Below are 17,214 nucleotides of genomic sequence, written 5' to 3'. Positions count from 1 at the left end.
CGGCGGGAGAAGCCGTCCCGTCGACAACACGAAACGGCAACACCGCCTGGCGCTCATTTCGTATATTCCCGCCGCTCGGCAAGGCCGACGACCACGAGGGCAGGAGCTCCCGTGGCATTGCCGTTCCGGCCTGCGGCGTCCCGGCACGTCGAGCCTCAGGCCCGGACCGCGCGGTCGCAGTACGGGCACACCCTGGTGCTCCACTCCGGCGGGTACCACGGCGCGTCGGCCCCGGGCGCCCGGTACGGGTCCCTGCGCATCCGGCCGGTTCCCGTGCCGCACAAGGTCGCGTCACCGGGATCCCCAGGCGACTCCGGGGCCGGCCGCGCCGCGTGCACGGCGCGCACGCCCTCGACGTAGTCGGTGGTCGCGCCGACCGCCGACGTGCGGACGAGTTCGGTTTCGAGCAGGACGAGGATGCTCACAGGTTCACTCTGGCCGATGCACCCCGGTGTCCGCACCTCAACCCCCGGTACGGGCCCCACCACTCGGCGGGGCCGTGGAGTCACGCGCAAGGCGTTCACCGGCGTCACGGCCGGCTCCGTCGCCGGGTCCTTCACCCGGCACCCGCCCCGGCGGCGTCCGCACAAACGGACCCGGGCCGCGGAGCGGCTGACGGTGCCGTTCCGCGGCCCGGGGGGCCGAAGGATACGGACATGGAGAGGCCGGCCAGGACCACCCGGCACCGGCCAACCCGGTCGGAGAGCCGGCCCCAGAACGGGACGGCCACGATCTCCAGGGCGGAGGCGGGGGCGATCGCCCGCGGCGGAGTCCCCATGAGCGCCACCCGATCCACCCGAACCGGAGCACGAAGCACACGGGAGCGAGGGCGGGGACGACTCGGCCGACGGACGCCCGGTCGGCCGAGCGGATCGGACTCCACCGGCCGGACGTCGACGCGCTGGGGACGCGGTACGTGTGCCCGCAGGAGAACGGCGCCCGGGCGGACGTACGCTGGGCCGAACTCGACGACGGCGTCACCTCGGTACGGATCGAGGGCAATCCGGCGTGACACGGTGTGGTTGAACCTCGACCACGCCCAGCACGGGCCGGGTTCCACCTCCTGCGGGCCCGGCATCCTGTTCGAGCACCGGCTGACCGCCGAGCCGGCCGCGTTCGCCTTCGTCCTGTCGGCGCGCACGGCCTGACCCCGGGCGCAGGACCCTGGGACGGTCCGGCGCCGGGGCAGGACCGTGGGACGGTCGGCGCCGGGCACCCTGGGTCAGGTACTCGGGAACCGGCGTTGAGTGCCCGGGGCGGGTGTCAGTTCTCCTGGAGGGTGATGTCGTCGCACCAGCCGTAGCCGGTGCCGGTGCGCGCGTAGCAGTAGATCTTGGCGGTGGTGGCGGTCGGGCCGGTGGTGAAGGTGGTGGAGCGCTGGGTGAACGCGGTGCTGGTGAAGACGGTGCTGGTGGAGGCGGTGGCGTCGTACTGCTTGGCGCCGAGGGAGAGTTCGGTGCCGCTCGCGGAGACCTTGCCCCAACCGGCGAGGGTGTAGCTGGTGCCGGGCTTGACCTGGACGATCTGCTCGGCGGCGGCCTGGGCGGGGCCGACCTTCACCGCGCGGCTGCCGCTGTGCTTGGTGCCGGTGTCCAGGGTGACGCCGCCGTAGCTGGTCCAGGGGTTGAGGTCGGTGTTCTCGAAACCGGAGTTGCGGACGGCGTTGACCGGGCTGCAGGCGCTGTCGTCGAACACGGACGCCTGGTGGAAGCCCCGGTCGGGACGGCACACCTGCGGGAGCGGGCTGCCGAAGTAGTCCTTGCCGCCGAGGGTCGGGATCGTGGTCCCGGTGCCGCGGACCGGCGAGCCCGCGGCCAGCTTGTAGTCCGCCGGGCTGCTGCCGCCCGCGTTGACGAACTGCGGGTCGTAGGTCTTCTTCTCCGGGTCGGCCGGCTCGTTGGCCGGGTGGTTGCCGAAGAAGGTGTTGGCCGCCCAGGTGAACTCGGCCGGGTGGTAGGTGCCCTGGTTGTTCAGGCCGTCGAAGCCGCCGGTGCCGAGGTTGTGGAAGACGTTGTTGGTGAAGCGGGCGTGGGTGGTGCCGTAGCCGTCCTGGACGATGTCCGCGGTCGAGCCGGCCGCGAAGTACACGGTGTTCTGGTACAGGTCGGCGCTGTCCTCGCCGGAGGAGGCCAGCCAGCGGTCCTTGTCGTGGTGGCTGAGGTTGTAGCGCACGACGGTGCCGGTCGAGCTGGAGCCCGAGCCGCAGGCCCCGCAGAACAGCATGAAGCCGCCCTCGTTGTCGTGGCTGTGGTTGAACTGGAAGACGGCCCGGTTGTTGCCGTAGTCGGAGTCGAAGGCCATGCCGTCGCCGTTGTCCGGGAGCCGGCGCACGTGGTGGACCTCGTTGTACTGGATCAGGCTGTCGTCGGAGTTGATCGTCCAGATGCCCGCGTTGGAGCCCATCGGCCGCATCGCGAGGTCGTAGGCGGTGTTGTGCTCCACCAGGCCGTGGTCGGCGGCGCGCAGCACGATGCCGTCGCCACCGGTGTTGCTGATGGTGTTGCCGCGGAAGACCAGGCGGGTGCTGGCGCGCCAGTTCTTCTTGGTGCCGCAGTCGTCGCCGGCGCCGTACTGGGGGCGGCACATCCAGGTGGTGCGGTTGGTCAGGCCCTCCCGGTCGACCTTGTCGATGCGGGAGTTCTGGACCAGGACGTCGTCGAAGTTGGTGGGGGTGGTGGTGCCGGAGACCCGGAACTGGATGCCGTTGGACCACTTGGTGGCGTCGCCGTTGACGTCGTGGACGTAGACGTCGTCGACCACGTAGTGGGTGCCGACGCCGTCGGGCAGGTCCGCGACCTCGACCAGCAGGCCGTTGCGCTCGCGCTTGGTGGCGGCGGTGTCCTTGAAGGTGATCTCCAGGTCGCGGATCTCCCACTGCTCGACGTTGTAGAGGTGGACGGCGGCCTTCTCGGTGGAGGAGGCGCTGCCGGCGACGACCGGCCGGTCCGTTCCGGTCCCGTAGGCGGCGAGGGTGACGGGTGCGGCGGCGCTGCCGGACCCCTGCGGCTTCAGGGTGCCGGTGCAGGTCGTGCCGCGCTTGAGCAGCAGCCGGTCGCCGGGCCCGAAGACGTAGGCGTTGGCGGTGGCCAGGCTGTTCCACGGGGTGGCTTGGCCGCCGTCCCCGTTCGACGCGGCCGAGCAGTCCAGGTACCGGGTGGTGCCGCCCGCGGCGGCTGCGGCAGCCGGTGCCGGCCCGGACAGCGGGAGGAGGAACAGCGAGGCGGCTGCGGCGAGCACGGCGGCGCTTCTCGATGTGGGGTTCAGGTGCATGGGGGGACTCCCGAGGTGGGGGAGGGAGGAGGGAGGGTGGGCGCCCGCCCGCACCATAGGACGGCCATCTGACCGGGTCAAGGCATCGCGATCCACTTGATCAATGTTCGGTCGAAAAACCAGCCAATTGACCATGTGATCGACGCTTGGGCGAAACTCCCACCCGCTCCCGGCGGCCCGACCGGCGGCCCGTCAGCTCGACCGGGTGGCGCCGCAGGACTCGCGGACCGTCAGCCGGGGCAGCAGCAGGAGGTGGTGGGCGGGGAGCGCGTCGTCCCCGCCGAGCCGGCGCAGGAGCAGCGCCACGGCCTCGGCCCCGACCGCCCGCTTCGGCGGCGCGACCGCCGTCAGCGGCGGGGCGCCGAGCTCCGCCAGCACATCGTCGTAGCTCACCATCGCCAGGTCGCCGGGCACCTGGAGACCGCGGGCGCGCAGCAGCGGCAGCAGCTGGATCGCGTCCTGATCGTTGTGGACCAGGACCGCCCGGACGCCGCGCGCGTGGGCCTCCGCCAGGGTGTCCGCCACGTCCTCCGCGTCCGCCACCGGGCGCACGATGTCGACGACGGGCTCCACCGGCAGGCCGAGCAGCGCGCAGCTCTCGGCGTAGCCGGCGCGGATCTCGTGCGCCGTCCAGGTGTCCCGGCGGGCGACCAGCGCGACCGAGCCGTGGCCGAGCGCGGCGAGGTGCCGCACCGCGAGGAGCACACCGTGGCGGTGGTCGGAGGCGACCGAGTCGAGCTCCTCGGCCGCGCTCCCCGGGGCCGGCCGGCGTTCCACCAGCACGGCCGGGACGGGGAGGCCCTCGACCCACTCCCGGCCCTCGGGGCCGTCGGCGGGGGTCCAGTTGGGCGCGAGCAGCAGCCCCTGCGCACCCGAGGTGAGCAACTGCTCGACCTGGACGCGGTCGGCGCTCGCCTCGTAGGAGGAGATCCCGAGCACCAGGCTCGCGCCGGCCCGGGCGGCGGCGGCCCTGGCCCCGGCGATGACCTCGTCGAAGTACTGGCCCACGGCCGGGACGAGCAGTCCGATCGAGGGCCCGTCGCCCCGTGCGGGGGCGTCCCCGCCGGTGACGGCGGCCGCCGAGGACACCGATCCGTGCGTGCGGCGGAGCAGGCCGGCCTCGGCGAGCGCCGCGACGTCGCGGCGGACGGTGACCGCGGGGATCTCCAGCCGCTCGGCGAGTTCCGTGATCCGGACCGATCCGAGGCTCCGCACCGCGTCGACGATGCGTGTGCGGCGTTCGTCGGCCGAGATCGACATGTCACTCCCTGCGGTTCGCCCTGCGGTTCGCTCCGGTCGGTGCGAGGTGATCTGCCCAACGCGGACAGGAATCTACCATTCGATCGGGATCCGATCCGTGGACCGACCGTCCGCCGCCCTCGGCCTCCCGCTCAGCCCGCGGCTGCCTCCGTCGGGGCCGCCGGCCCGGCAGCCCCGAGGTCGGGGGTGTCCCGCAGCTCGATCCGGGTGCCCGGCCGGTGGAGTTCGAGCACCACCACCTCGTTGACGCCCGTGCGCCACAGCGGTGCCGGGGCGTAGAGGGTGCGCTGCGGGCCGCGCTCCCAGTGACGTCCGAGGGCGAAGCCGTTGAGCCAGACCATGCCCTTGGTGAAACCCGGGAGCGCGAGGAACCCGTCGGCCGGGGTGTCGACGGTGAACAGGGCGCGGTGGAAGCCGGGCCCGTCCTCGGTGCTCGCCGGGCCGAAGCGCAGGACGCTCAGGTCGTCGAGCGGAAGCGGGCGGACCTCCCAGCCGAACTGGAACTGCCGGTCGACCCGGACCCCGCCGGTGATCCCCTTGCGGTCGTGGAGCAGCGGCCCGTAGTTGATCCGGCCCATGTTCTCCACCAGCAGGTCGAGCACCGCCCCGCCGGCCGGCACCTTGACCGGCAGCGCCTCGTCCGGGCGGTCGCGTTCGAGCACGCCGATCGGGGCGCCGTCGAGGAACACCTGGGCGCGGTCGGCGAGTCCGTCGACCCGGAGTTCCCCGTGGCCGAGCGGGCCGCGCAGCCGGGTGCGGTAGTGGATCAGGCCGAGGTTCTGGCCGAAGACCTCCATCGGTTCCGGCTCGGGGCTGTGGTGGACGGTGGCGAGGGCGTCGAGGGAGTCCGCGAGGCGGGCGCTCGCGGTGACCGGGGCGCTGCGCGGGGCGAGCCGGGCGGGCAGCGGCGGCGGCTGGTGCGGCTCGGTGCCGAGGTGGCGCCGGATCACCTCGCGGAAGAGGTGGAACTTGGCGGTGAGTTCGCCCGCCTCGCCCACCGGGGCGTCGTAGTCGTAGCTGGTGGTGTCGGGCTGGTACGCGGTCCCGTCGTGGTTGGCGCCGTTCCACCAGCCGAAGTTGGTGCCGCCGTGGCCCATGTAGATGTTGACGGAGGCGCCGGCGGCGAGCATCCGGTCGAGGATGTCGGCGCACTCCTCGGGGTCGCGCAGGTGGTGCGGGGTGCCCCAGTGGTCGAACCAGCCGGTCCAGTACTCCATGCAGACGAGCGGGCCGACCGGCTGGTGGCGGCGCAGGCAGTCCAGGGACTCCTCGGGGCGGGAGCCGAAGGTGCCGGTGGTGAGCAGGCCGGGCAGCCGCCCGCCGAGCTGGAAGCCGTCCTCGGCGCCGTCGGCGGTGAAGAGCAGGCAGTCGACGCCGCGGCGGACGAGGCCGTCCCTGAGGTGTTCAAGGTAGGCGGTGTCGTTGCCGTAGCTCCCGTACTCGTTCTCCACCGCGACGGCGACGACGGGTCCGCCGGCGGAGGCGAGCAGCGGGAGCAGGACGGGCACGAGTGCGTCGAACCAGGCGTCGACGGCGGCGAGGTAGGGGCCGTCGACGCGGCGGAGCCGGAGGGAGGGGTCGGCCAGCAGCCAGGCCGGGAGGCCGCCGAACTCCCATTCGGCGCAGATGTACGGGCCGGGCCGGACGATCACGTCGAGCCCGAGGCCGCCGGCGGTGCGGACGAAGGCGGCGAGGTCGCGGTCGCCGGTGAAGTCGCTGGTACCCGGTGCGGGCTGGTGGAAGTTCCAGGCGACGTAGGTCTCGACGGTGTTGACGCCCATGGCGCGCAGGCGCAGCAGGCGGTCGGACCAGAGTTCCGGGCGGATCCGGAAGTAGTGGACGGCTGCGGAGACGATCCGGTGCGGGCGTCCGGCCCGCAGGAAGGTGTCTCCGTCGAGGGTCAGCGCGGGGTGGGTGGCCCGGTCGGCCATGGGTGCCTCCGTCGATGCGGGCATGGGCGAGATCGACGATCGATCGCCGGTCCGTACCCTACGAGCAGGATGATCGGGCGGTCAATCAATCGATATAGACCCCGTCTATTGATCGAATTTCGATCGAACGATAGCCTTTGATCCGCTTCGCAGACGGAGCGAGCAGCGCGTCGGCACCACATGTCGGCACCGCATGTCACCACTGCGCGGCATCACCGCCGCAGCACCACGACGGCACAGAGCGAACAGAGGGAGTGGATGGCCATGTCCAGGGAGGAGCGACGCAGGCTGATCGTCACGGCGGTCGGTGATCTCGGCGGCCAGGTACGGCTCAAGGAACTCGCCGACCGCCTGGGCATCCCCGCCGTCACCGTACGGCGCGACATCGCCGCACTGGCCGAGGCCGGCCGGCTGGTCCGCTCGCACGGGTTCGTCTCGCTCGACCACCCCGGCCCCGACCGGTCCCCGGAGCACGACGGCGGCCCGGGTGCCGGACGCACCGTCGGCCTGCTGGTCCCCTCGGTCGGCTCGTACTTCGACGAAGTGATCGCCGGTGCCCGCGCCGCCGCCACCGACGCCGGTGCCCGACTGGTCCTCGGCATCGCGCCCTACCGGGCCGGCGACGACCCGGTCCAGGTGGAACGCCTCCTGGAGTCCGGGGCCCAGGGCCTGCTGCTCGCCCCGAACCTGCTCCCCGGACACCGCTCCCCCGCCGACGACTGGCTCGACGACCTGCCGGTCCCGACGGTCCTGGTGGAACGGCGCTCCCCCACCCCGGACGGCCCCGGCTCCCGACTGGACACCGTCGGCTCGGACCACCGCCACGGCGTGCTGCGTGCGCTGCTCCACTTCGCCGGCCTCGGCCACGACAGCGTGCTGCTGGCCGCCCGCGGCGACTCCTGGACGGCGGAGGAGGTGCGGACCGGCTACCGCGAGGGCACCCGGCTGCTCGGCCTGCCGGAGCTCCCCGTGCTGGACACCTCCAACACCGAGGGGGCGCAGACCGATGCCGGCCCGCTCGCCGACCGGATCGCCGGGGCCGTCGCTGCGGGCACCCGGGCGGTCCTCGTCCACAACGACCAGGACGCGATCCGGCTGCCGCCCCTGCTGCGCGCCCGCGGGCTGCGGGTGCCCGAGGACGTGGCGCTGATCGCCTACGACGACGTGTTCGCGGCGCTCGCCGCTCCCCCGCTGACCGCCGTGGCCCCGCCCAAGCGGGCCGTCGGCGCGGCGGCGTTCGACCTGCTGCTGCGCCGCCTCACGGGCAGCACCGACCTCCCGGTCCACCGCACCGCCCTGCTCCCCGTCCTGCGCGTCCGCACTTCCTGCGGGGGGCGGCCGTGACCTCGCGCACCGGCTGACGGAGGCCCGCACGGCGGCCCTGGGGCGGCCGGCGTGCGGGCCGCGAGGGGGGTGCGGGCCGCGAGGCGTGCGGCCGCGAAGGGGTGCGGCCGCGAAGGGGTGCGGGCCGCCGTCACGCACCGGCCGACCGGCACCCCCGCGAGCGCCGTCCGCGCATCCGGCGGGCGCGCACCGCCGGACACCCCGCCCCCGCACCCCGCTGCGGCGCGAGCGGGACAGCGAGGGATGCCGGGGAACCGCGTCACGCACCGGCTGACCGGACCCCGACGGCGCAGGCCCGGCAGCGTCCACTCACCGGCGGCCCAGCACCGCCAGGTACGCGGCCCCGGCCCCGAGCTGCGGGGCGAGCGGCGCGGCGCGGGGGTGCCAGGGAGCCTCGTACTCCCAGGCGATCCAGCCGTCCCGGGGCAGCATCCGCACGCACTCCGCGATCGGCAGCACGCCGCTGCCGAGGGCGATCGGGGTGAGGTCGTCCGCCGAGGCGACGTCCTTGACCTGCGCGTAGCCGAGGTGCCGGCCGAGGAGCCGGTGCGACTCGGCCGGGTTCTCCCCCGCCAGCCAGGTGTGCAGGAGGTCCCAGAGCGCGCCGACGGCGGGGTGGCCGACCTGGTCCAGCAGCGCCGCGAGCGCGCCTGCCGACCGGTGCGAGTCGTGCGTCTCGACCAGGATCCGGACACCCAGCGACCCGGCGTGGTCGGCCACCTCCTGCAGTCGGCGGACCGCCCTGGCGTCGGCGGCCGCGCCCGCGCCGGGCCCGCCGTGCGGGAACACCCGCAGCCGGTGGCAGCCCAGGTCGGCGGCGAGCCGCAGGTGCGCGAGCAGGTCCGCGACCACCGGTTCGTCCGGTCCCGGCGCGGCCACGCCGGTGTAGGAGGCGAGGGCGACCGGGACCAGCCCGGCGCGGCCGAGGGTCCTGGCCGCGGCCCGGCGCTGGAGGGCGCTCAGCTTGAGCCGGACCGGCTGGTCGGAGGCGCAGCGCAGTTCCAGGCCGTGCCAGCCGTGGTCGGCGGCCAGCCCGGCGACCCGGTCGAGGGGGGTACCGGGCAGGCCGAGCGTGGAGAGGGCGAGGGGCATGGCGGGCCTAGCTCCCCTCGCCGACCGCGACCGTGCCGGACGCGATGCGGATGCGGTGGGTGGTGCCGTCCGGCCAGGTCAGGCGCAGGTGCCGGGTGCCGTCGGCCGCTGCCCCGGTGACCTCCAATGTGGCTGCCAGCGGGGGCAGGAGGGCCGTACCGGTGAGGCGCGCCGCGCAGGCGAACAGCGCGGCGCCGTCGTCGGAAGCGCCGTCGTCGGGAGAACCGCCGTCGGGAGAACCGTTGCCGAGGACCGCGTCGAGGACCGGCACGGCCGCCTCGGGCCCGAAGGCGGTGCCGCCCGGTACGGCGAGCAGCGCGGCCCCGGTGAAGCCGTGCAGCCCGGTGAGCTCGCTGACGAGGCGTCCGCCGTCGGCCGAGGCGCGGGCGCCCGGCTGCACTGCGGCAGCGGCCCCGGCCCCGGTCCCGGCGGTCCGGCCGGCGACGGCCCAGCCGGTCTGCCGGACCCCGGTGCCGGGTGCCGCGCCGGTCACCAGGTGGACCCGTGCCTCGTCGGCGCCGTGCACCAGGGTGACGGTGGTGACCGTCACCCCGGCGAGCTCCTCGCCCCGGACGCGGGGACGGCTGAGGGAGGCCGCCCAGTCCGGGCCGCAGCCGACGGGCTCGATCCGGCCGCGCTCGCTCGCCGCGCCGTCGATCAGCAGGGCGAGGTGGTTGTCGGCCGGGCCGTCGTGGGTGGGGCCGGTGGCCGTGGAGTGGGCGAGGCGGGCGTAGTGCGGGTCGTCGGGCCGGACGTCGTCGGCCGGCTGGTCGTCGCTGCCGTGGTTGTGCAGGCGGACCAGTCCGTCGGCCGCCGTCGACTGGACCAGCCAGTTCGGCCGCGCCAGGATCCGGACGGTGTCGCGCTCCTCCGCGGGGGCGGGCTGCTCGGGTTCGGTCCAGACCGGGTGGTCGGGCGGGAGCAGCAGGCCGAGGAAGCCGCTGCCGGCCCAGTACGGCGAGGCCGGACCGGAGTAGGGCTGGACGAGTCGTGGTTCCGGTCCGTACCAGCCGAGGGTGAGCAGGCCGCGCTCGTCGATCGCGCCCCGGTCGACGAAGTGGCGCAGCGCGCCGGAGGCGATCCGGCGGGTGGTGCCGGGGGCGAGCGGGGTGTGGCCGGTGAGGGCGCCGGCCCAGAGCGGTGCGGTGGCGGCGAAGCGGTAGGTGAGGGAGCGGCCCTGGTGGACGGGGGCGCCGTCGCCGCCGAACAGGTGGGACTGGTCGGCGAGGTGGGCCGCGAGCCGGGAGCCGTACTCGGCGAGCAGGGGGCGGTCGGCGGCGAGGTGGGCGTGCAGGACGGGGTAGAGGTGCAGGGCCCAGCCGTTGTAGTGGTCGAAGGCGCGGGGGCGGCCGTCGGTGTACCAGCCGTCGCCGAGGTGGAAGCGTTCGATCCGCTCCAGGCCGCGGCGCACGGCGGCGTCGGCCGCGTGCTCCTCGATACCGGCCTCGGCGAGGAAGCCGCCGACCGAGAGCGGGAAGATCCACCAGTTGTTGTCGTTGGGGGTGCGGTGGAGGGCGTCGGCCAGCCAGCGGCCGACGCGGTCGCGGACGGGGGCGTCGAGGCGGTCCCAGAGCCAGGGCCGGGTGAGCCGGAGGGCGAAGGCGATCGAGGCGGCCTCGACCATGGCCTGGCCCCGGTCGGTGATCAGCGGCCAGGACTCCGGGTCGTCGTCGGTGAGTCCGCGTTCGGCGGTGGGGGTGCGGGTGCCGGTGTCGAGGCCGCGCGCGTAGGCGTCCAGCAGGCCGTGCGGGTCGTCGCCGTCGGCGCCGGCGATCCGCAGGGCGGCGGGCAGGAAGGTGCGGGCGTAGCCCTCCAGTCCGTCGGAGCGGCGCCCGGACCAGCTGGGGCCGGTCCCGGGGAGGTCGATCAGGGCGTGGCCGGGGCTGGCGAAGGGACGGACGGCGGTGAGCAGTCCGTCGGCCACGGCCTCCCAGTGCGCCCTGGTCCAGCCGGTGCGGGGGCTGAGGTGTCGGTCCTCGGGAGGCAGTGGCATCAGCTGGTGTCCTTCGTCGGGCGGCCGGGAGCGGGTGGGTCCCTGGCCGGAATCTAGGAATCGACCGATCATTCGTCAAGGCTTGCGGATCAAATGAACTGGTTGATCGGATTGTGACCTTGCTGCCGCAGGCCCGCCCCGATCATCATTCGGGCAGGTCAGGAACGTAAGGGGGCCCGATCCGACCGGTTCGTCCATTCGATCGGATCAGATCATTCGATCTCCATCCCTTGACTCCGATCGACAAGCTGCTCAGGATGGCTGCCAGCCGCCCCCACCCTCCACGAGTCCGTGACTGGCCGACCCACCGGACCGTGACTTCCCCCTCCGAGGAGCCGTGCCATGCGCTCATCCGCGTTCTCCCGCCGCAGAGCCCTCCGTGCCACCGCCGCCGCCACCGCCGTCGCGCTCTCCGTGACCCTCCTCGCCGCCTGCGGCAGCAGCGGTGGCGGTTCGACCTCCACCGCCGCCACCGAGGACGGCAAGCCCGTCGACCTCACCTTCTGGGGCTGGGCCAAGGGCACCAAGGAGGTCGTCGAGGCCTTCAACGCGAGCCACCCGAACATCCGGATCACCTTCGAGGAGATCCCGGCCGGGAACGCCGGCGGCTACGCGAAGCTCTCCAACGCCGTCAAGGCCGGCAACGCCCCCGACGTGTTCAACGTCGAGTACCCGCAGCTGCCGGACTTCGTCAGCCAGGGCGCCGTCCAGGACATCACCAAGCTCGTCGGCCAGGACCTCAAGGCCAAGTACCTGCCGCAGGCCACCGAGCTCACCTCGCTCGGCGGCCGGACCTGGGCCCTGCCGCTGGACGCCGCACCGCAGGCCTTCTACTACCGCAAGGACCTCTTCGAGAAGGCCGGCATCACCGTCCCCAAGACCTGGGACGAGTTCCGCACCGCCGCCCAGAAGCTCAAGGCGGCCCAGCCGGACACCCGGATCGCCACCTTCTTCCCCGACGACCCCACCACCTTCGAGGCGATGGCCTGGCAGAACGGGGCCCGCTGGTTCAGCACCTCCGGCGAGGCATGGAAGACCGACCTGACCGGGCCCGAGACCAAGAAGGTCTCCGCCTTCTGGCAGCAGCTCGTCGACGAGGACCTCGTCCGCGTCCAGCCCTCGTTCAGCCAGCAGTGGACCGCCTCCCTGCAGAAGGGCGAGACCGCCGGCTACCTCGGCGCCTCCTGGGGCGGCGGCGTGCTGAAGTCCAACCTCGCCACCACCCCCGAGGCCGCCGGCAAGTGGGCCGTCGCCGCGATGCCCAGCTGGGACGGCACCCCCGCGAGCGGCATGCTCGGCGGCACCACCTTCGCCGTCTCCAAGGACAGCAAGAAGGGCAAGGCGGCCGTGGAGTTCGCCGCCTGGGCGACCACCACCCCCGAGGGCATCAAGGCCCGGATCGCCTCCGGCACCTCCTCCACCTACCCCGCCGCCACCGAGCTCGTCCCCACCGCCGCGAAGGCCTTCAACAGCGACTTCTACGGCGGCCAGGACCTCTACGGCCTCTACGCGCACGCCGCCGACTCGATCAAGTCCGGCTGGACCTGGGGCCCCGTGATGGGCCTCACCAACGGCACCGTCAAGGACGCCTTCGGCAAGGTCGCGGGCAAGACCGGCACCATCGACGACGCGCTCGCCGCCGCCCAGCAGGCCACCCTCGCCGAGCTCAAGAACCGCGGGCTGAAGGTCGCCCAGTGACGACCCGCGCCACCCGCACCAAGAGCACCGCCCGCACCGGAGCCACCGCGCCCACCGGAGCCGCCGCCCGCGCCGTCGCCCCCCGGCGGCGCGGGCGGTACGGGGCGCCGGCCGTCCTGCTCGCCCCGTTCCTCGTCCTGTTCACCGCCTGCACCCTCGTCCCGATCGGCTACGCGGTCAGGCTCAGCCTGTTCACCGAGCACCGCTCCGGCCTCGGCTTCGGCGGCACCGAGACCGTCTTCACCGGCCTCGGCAACTACACCCGGGCCCTGCAGGACGAGGCCTTCCGCGACGGCTTCCTCACCATCGCCCAGTACTGCCTGCTCTACATCCCGCTGATGACCGTCCTGGCGCTCGTCCTCGCCCTGCTCCTGGACTCCGCGCTGGTCCGCGCCAAGCGGTTCTTCCAGCTCGCCCTGTTCGTCCCGCACGCCGTGCCCGGCATCATCGCCGCGCTGATCTGGATGTACCTCTACACCCCCGGCATCAGCCCCGTGCTGGACGTCTTCCAGTCGCTCGGCGTCCAGCCCGAACCGCTCGGCCACCCGCTGCCGGCCGTGATCAACATGGCCCTGTGGCAGTGGAGCGGCTACAACATGGTCATCTTCTACGCCGCGCTCCAGGCCATCCCCCGCGAGGTGCTGGAGGCCGCCGTCATCGACGGCGCCGGCCCGCTGCGGACGGCGCTCGGCATCAAGATCCCCCTGATCCGGCCCTCGCTGGCCATGGTCGGGCTGTTCACCGTCATCGGCTCGCTCCAGCTCTTCACCGAGCCGATGATCCTGCACAACACCGCACCCGGTGTGACCTCCACCTGGACCCCCAACATGTACGCCTACACCGCCGCCTTCGAGCGCGGCGACTACGGACTGGCGGCCGCCTCCTCGGTGCTGCTCGCCGTCGTCGCCGCCGGGCTCTCCTTCGGCGTCACCCGGGCCACCCGGTCCCGGTCCGAGCGCGCACGGGAGGCCCGCGCATGAGCACCCGTCGTCCCTGGACCCTGTCGAAGGGCGCCGTCAACGGCGCGCTCGTCCTCGCCACCGCCTACACCCTGCTGCCGCTCGGCTGGCTGGTCACCGCCGCCGCCAAGAGCACCGCCGACCTGCTCGGCGGCCGCTCCCTGACCGCCGCCAACTTCGACCTCGGGCAGAACCTGAGCGACCTCGCGAGCGCCGGCGACGGCATCTACTTCCGCTGGTACCTCAACTCCCTGCTCTACGCCGGGATCGGCTCCGTGCTCTGCGCCCTGGTGTGCGTCGGCGCCGGCTACGCGTTCCACGTCTTCTCCTTCCCCGGCAAGGAGACGCTGTTCGGCCTGGTCCTGCTCGGCGTGCTGGTGCCGACCACCGCGCTCGCCCTGCCGATGTACCTGCTCGCCTCCGAACTCGGCATCGTCAACACCTTCTGGGCGGTGTTCCTGCCCTCCCTGGTGAACCCCTTCGGGGTGTACCTCTCCCGGGTCTTCTGCGCCGGCTACATCCCCGGCGAGGTCCTGGAGGCCGCCCGCACCGACGGCGCGGGCGAACTGCGCACCTTCTGGTCGATCGGCCTGCGGATGGTGATGCCCGGCTTCGTCACCGTGCTGCTGTTCCAGTTCACCGCCATCTGGAACAACTTCTTCCTGCCGCTGGTGATGCTCTCCGACAACCGCCTCTTCCCGGTCAGCCTCGGCCTGTTCACCTGGAACGCGCAGACCAGGGCCTTCCCCGAGTACTACCCGCTGGTCGTCACCGGCGCCCTGCTGGCCGTCGTCCCGCTCGTCCTCGCCTTCGTCCTGCTCCAGCGGCACTGGAAGGCCGGTCTCACCGCGGGGGCCGTCAAGTGACCAGCCCCCACCCCGCCCCCACCACCCCGCCGCCGTCCCGGAGAAGCCCATGACCGACCCCCGACCGGCCGACCCGGCACCCCCGCAGGCACCCCCGGCCCGCCGCCCCCGCGCCGTGCTCGCCATGCACCGCGACCTCACCGGCCGGCTCTTCGACACCGACACCCTGGCCCGCCTCAGCGAGCTCGCCGAACTCGACCCCGCGCTGGTGCTCGACGACTTCGGCACCGAGGAGGCCCGGGCCGCCCTCGCCGGGGCCGAGGTCATCGTCTCCAGCTGGGGCTGCCCGGCGATCGACGGGACCGTGCTCGACGCCGCCCCCCGGCTGCGCGCCGTCATCCACGCGGCGGGATCCGTCAAGCACCACATCACCGACGCCTGCTGGGAGCGCGGACTGCGGGTCACCTCCGCCGCCTGGGCCAACGCCCTGCCCGTCGCCGAGTACACCGTCGCCGCCGTCCTGCTCGCCAACAAGCAGTTGCTGCGGATCCGCGAGGACTACCGGGGCCGCCGCGGCGCCCCGCACGACTGGCAGCGCGGCTACCCCGACGCGGGCAACTACCGGCGCACCGTCGGCATCGTCGGCGCCTCCCGGATCGGCCGCCGGGTCCTCGAACTGCTGCGCCCCCACGACCTCGACCTGCTGCTCCACGACCCGTACGTGGACGAGGCCGAGGCCGCCGGGCTCGGCGCGCGCCTGGTCGGGCTGGACGAACTCTGCGCCGCCTCCGACACGGTGAGCGTGCACGCCCCCGAACTCCCGGCCACCCACCACCTGATCGACGGCCGCCGGCTCGCGCTGATGCGCGACGGCGCCACCCTGATCAACACCTCCCGCGGCTCCCTCCTCGACCAGGACGCCCTGGTGCGCGAGCTGGTCTCCGGGCGCCTCGACGCCGTCCTCGACGTCACCGTGCCCGAGGTGCTGCCCGCCGACTCGCCGCTCTACGACCTGCCCAATGTGGTGCTGACCCCCCACATCGCCGGTTCCCTGGGCCGCGAACTGCACCGGATGGCCGCCGCGGCCGCCGACGAACTGGCCCGCTACGCGGCCGGGCAGCCGTTCGCCCACCCCGTCCTCGCCGAGGACGCCCACCGCACCGCGTGACCCCGCGCGCCCGGCGCGCCGCCCGACCCCGCGCCCACCGGCACCGGACCGACCTCCCGTCGCTCCGGTGCCGGCGCCGTGCTCGGGGGTGACGACCGCGAAGCCCGGGTCCGGGTCGTCGAGGTGGCCGAGGAGTTCCGCGCCCGGCCGGGCCACACCCGGGCCGGACGCACGCCCGTCCGGCACCTCCGTTCCACGCCACCGTCCGACGCGGCCGTTCCACGCCACCGTCCGGCACCTCCGTCCGGCGCGGCCGTTCGGCCCGACCGGAAACGGTAAAGGAATCCCCCTTCATCCGGCATTCATCGGCAAAATGCACAGCTCGGGATCGGTCATGAAAAGGGGCCCCTACGCACTGTTGTCATGCCAGGGTCGGGATGCGAGTATTGCGGCTGGGTGATCCGGACACGGAACGTCGACTCCGGATGCCCTTGATCGTTGTCGCCGCTTCGGCGAGCACGTCCACGGGGGTGGGTCTTTCACAGCCGGTTTGGGGGTGAGGAGTGTGCGATCAAACGGAAGCAGCAGTTCCGACCGTGCGGCCCCCGGGCCGGCCCGGTCGGCGGTGCCCCGCGGCCTCGCGGAGGCGCTCCGCGCCGGCCACGCCGCGACTCCCCGCCAGCCCGGTGTCCTGGCCGCCCTGCGCGGCGAGGACTGGCACTGGGCCGGGGCGAGCGGCGTCGCGGATGCCGCCACCGGGCGCGAACTGCGTCCGACGGCGGCCGTACGGGTGGCCTCGGTCACCAAGACCTTCACCGCGGCCGCGGTACTGCGGCTGGTGGAGCGCGGTGACCTGCGGCTGGAGGAACCGGTCTCGGCGCTGGCGTCCGGGGCGGTCCTCGGGGCGCTCGCCGAGGGCGGCTACGAGCCGGAGCGGATGACCGTGCGCCAACTGCTCCAGCACACCGCCGGTCTGTACGACTGGGGAGGCGATCCCGCCTACGACGCGGAGGCGTTCGCCGACCCCGGCCACCGGTGGAGCCGCCTGGAGCAGGTGCGCTGGGCGGTCGAGCACGGGCGCCGACTCTCCTCCCCCGGTGAGGAGTTCCACTACTCCGACACCGGTTACGTGATCCTCGGCGAGGTGCTCGAACGCGTCACCGGGCGGCCGCTGGCCGCCGCCTACCGCGAGCTGCTGCCGCTCCGGGAACTGGGCCTGGACTCCGTCCACCTGGAGTCGCTGGAGCCCACCCCCGGGGCCGGCGCGGACCGCGCGCACCAGTACGTGTCCGGCACCGACCTGTTGACCGTCGATCCGTCCTGCGACCTCTGGGGCGGCGGCGGACTGGTCTCGACGATGTCCGATCTGACCGTGTTCGTCCGGGCGTTGTTCCGGGGCGGGGTCTTCGAGCGGCCCACCACGCTCGCGACCATGCTGGCGCCCGTCGCGGCGCGTGGCGCGGAGGGGCGCGGCACGGGGATCCACCGGATCCCGCTGGGGTCGGGGCGGTGGTGGGGCCACTGCGGCAGCTGGGGCGTGGTCATGGCGTACGAGCCCGACCGCGATCTGGCCCTCGCCACCACGGTGACGAGACAGCCCGAGGACCCGGACGAACGGCTCCGCCCCGGGCGGGCACTCGTCCGGACGGCACGCTGAATTACCCGACAGTAAAAGCGCACCGAAATGTGCGTCGAGAAGAACATGTCATTGATAACAGCCGGTCATTGATACGGGCGCTGGCATTGAATCCAT

General features: G+C 73.6%; 13 protein-coding genes and 1 pseudogene. 8 read left to right on the top strand and 6 right to left on the bottom strand.

What is annotated here, in order from left to right; all coding sequences use genetic code 11:
• Positions 1-155: 155 nt before the first annotated feature.
• Entirely contained in the window at positions 156-425 is a 270-nt protein-coding gene (locus tag OG715_RS39925; protein ID WP_266272313.1) for a hypothetical protein, read from the bottom strand.
• A 365-nt stretch (positions 426-790) separates the two neighbouring features.
• On the opposite strand from OG715_RS39925, the pseudogene OG715_RS42575 reads away from it, so the two are divergent.
• Positions 791-916, top strand: a pseudogene (locus OG715_RS42575) (hypothetical protein); the annotation flags it as partial.
• A gap of 106 nt (positions 917-1,022) precedes the next feature.
• Positions 1,023-1,148, top strand: coding sequence for a hypothetical protein (locus OG715_RS42570; RefSeq protein WP_407661070.1), 126 nt, complete (start codon positions 1,023-1,025; stop codon positions 1,146-1,148).
• Between the two features lie 115 nt (positions 1,149-1,263).
• On the opposite strand, the gene OG715_RS39915 is transcribed toward OG715_RS42570, so the two are convergent.
• The 3 genes from OG715_RS39915 to OG715_RS39905 all read right to left on the bottom strand — a co-directional run bounded on the left by OG715_RS39915 (position 1,264) and on the right by OG715_RS39905 (position 6,485).
• The gene (locus OG715_RS39915; protein ID WP_266272315.1) at positions 1,264-3,270 is read right to left on the bottom strand and encodes a carbohydrate binding domain-containing protein; all 2,007 of its coding nucleotides are present in this window, start codon (positions 3,268-3,270) and stop codon (positions 1,264-1,266) included.
• Positions 3,271-3,462: 192 nt separating this feature from the next.
• Positions 3,463-4,530, bottom strand: a complete 1,068-nt coding sequence (locus OG715_RS39910) for a substrate-binding domain-containing protein (RefSeq protein WP_266272316.1) — start codon at positions 4,528-4,530, stop codon at positions 3,463-3,465.
• A 131-nt stretch (positions 4,531-4,661) separates the two neighbouring features.
• Positions 4,662-6,485 carry a glycoside hydrolase family 35 protein gene (locus OG715_RS39905; RefSeq protein ID WP_266272317.1) on the bottom strand — a complete coding sequence of 608 codons (1,824 nt, stop codon included), beginning with the start codon at positions 6,483-6,485 and terminating at the stop codon, positions 4,662-4,664.
• A gap of 240 nt (positions 6,486-6,725) precedes the next feature.
• Between OG715_RS39905 and OG715_RS39900 the strand changes: the two genes are divergently transcribed.
• Complete coding sequence (locus OG715_RS39900) at positions 6,726-7,805, top strand: substrate-binding domain-containing protein (protein ID WP_323182191.1); 1,080 nt, start codon at positions 6,726-6,728, stop codon at positions 7,803-7,805.
• Positions 7,806-8,114: 309 nt separating this feature from the next.
• On the opposite strand, the gene OG715_RS39895 is transcribed toward OG715_RS39900, so the two are convergent.
• Both OG715_RS39895 and OG715_RS39890 read right to left on the bottom strand, forming a co-directional pair.
• Positions 8,115-8,897: a sugar phosphate isomerase/epimerase family protein gene (locus OG715_RS39895; protein ID WP_266272319.1), complete on the bottom strand. Its 783-nt coding sequence runs from the start codon at positions 8,895-8,897 to the stop codon at positions 8,115-8,117.
• A 7-nt stretch (positions 8,898-8,904) separates the two neighbouring features.
• Positions 8,905-10,890, bottom strand: coding sequence for a DUF2264 domain-containing protein (locus OG715_RS39890; protein WP_266272320.1), 1,986 nt, complete (start codon positions 10,888-10,890; stop codon positions 8,905-8,907).
• Positions 10,891-11,232: 342 nt separating this feature from the next.
• Here OG715_RS39890 and OG715_RS39885 point away from each other — a divergent pair, with 342 nt between their 5' ends.
• The 5 genes from OG715_RS39885 to OG715_RS39865 all read left to right on the top strand — a co-directional run bounded on the left by OG715_RS39885 (position 11,233) and on the right by OG715_RS39865 (position 17,118).
• Positions 11,233-12,588 (top strand): ABC transporter substrate-binding protein, encoded by a 1,356-nt coding sequence (locus tag OG715_RS39885; protein ID WP_266272321.1) that lies wholly within the window; start codon positions 11,233-11,235, stop codon positions 12,586-12,588.
• 116 nt (positions 12,589-12,704) lie between these two features.
• Positions 12,705-13,568, top strand: a complete 864-nt coding sequence (locus OG715_RS39880) for a carbohydrate ABC transporter permease (protein WP_266274541.1) — start codon at positions 12,705-12,707, stop codon at positions 13,566-13,568.
• Positions 13,565-14,413, top strand: a complete 849-nt coding sequence (locus OG715_RS39875; protein WP_266272322.1) for a carbohydrate ABC transporter permease — start codon at positions 13,565-13,567, stop codon at positions 14,411-14,413. Before OG715_RS39880 ends, OG715_RS39875 begins: the two co-directional genes overlap by 4 nt.
• A 49-nt stretch (positions 14,414-14,462) precedes the next feature.
• The gene (locus OG715_RS39870; protein ID WP_407661069.1) at positions 14,463-15,521 is read left to right on the top strand and encodes a hydroxyacid dehydrogenase; all 1,059 of its coding nucleotides are present in this window, start codon (positions 14,463-14,465) and stop codon (positions 15,519-15,521) included.
• A gap of 565 nt (positions 15,522-16,086) precedes the next feature.
• On the top strand, positions 16,087-17,118 hold the full coding sequence (locus OG715_RS39865; protein WP_266272323.1) for a serine hydrolase domain-containing protein: 1,032 nt from the start codon (positions 16,087-16,089) through the stop codon (positions 17,116-17,118).
• Positions 17,119-17,214: the final 96 nt, after the last annotated feature.

The organism is Kitasatospora purpeofusca, from assembly GCF_036010405.1.
In the GTDB taxonomy this organism is placed as follows: Bacteria; Actinomycetota; Actinomycetes; order Streptomycetales; family Streptomycetaceae; genus Kitasatospora; species Kitasatospora purpeofusca.
Note: the sequence above shows the minus strand (reverse complement) of the source record. Positions and strands in the feature narration are given on the sequence as shown.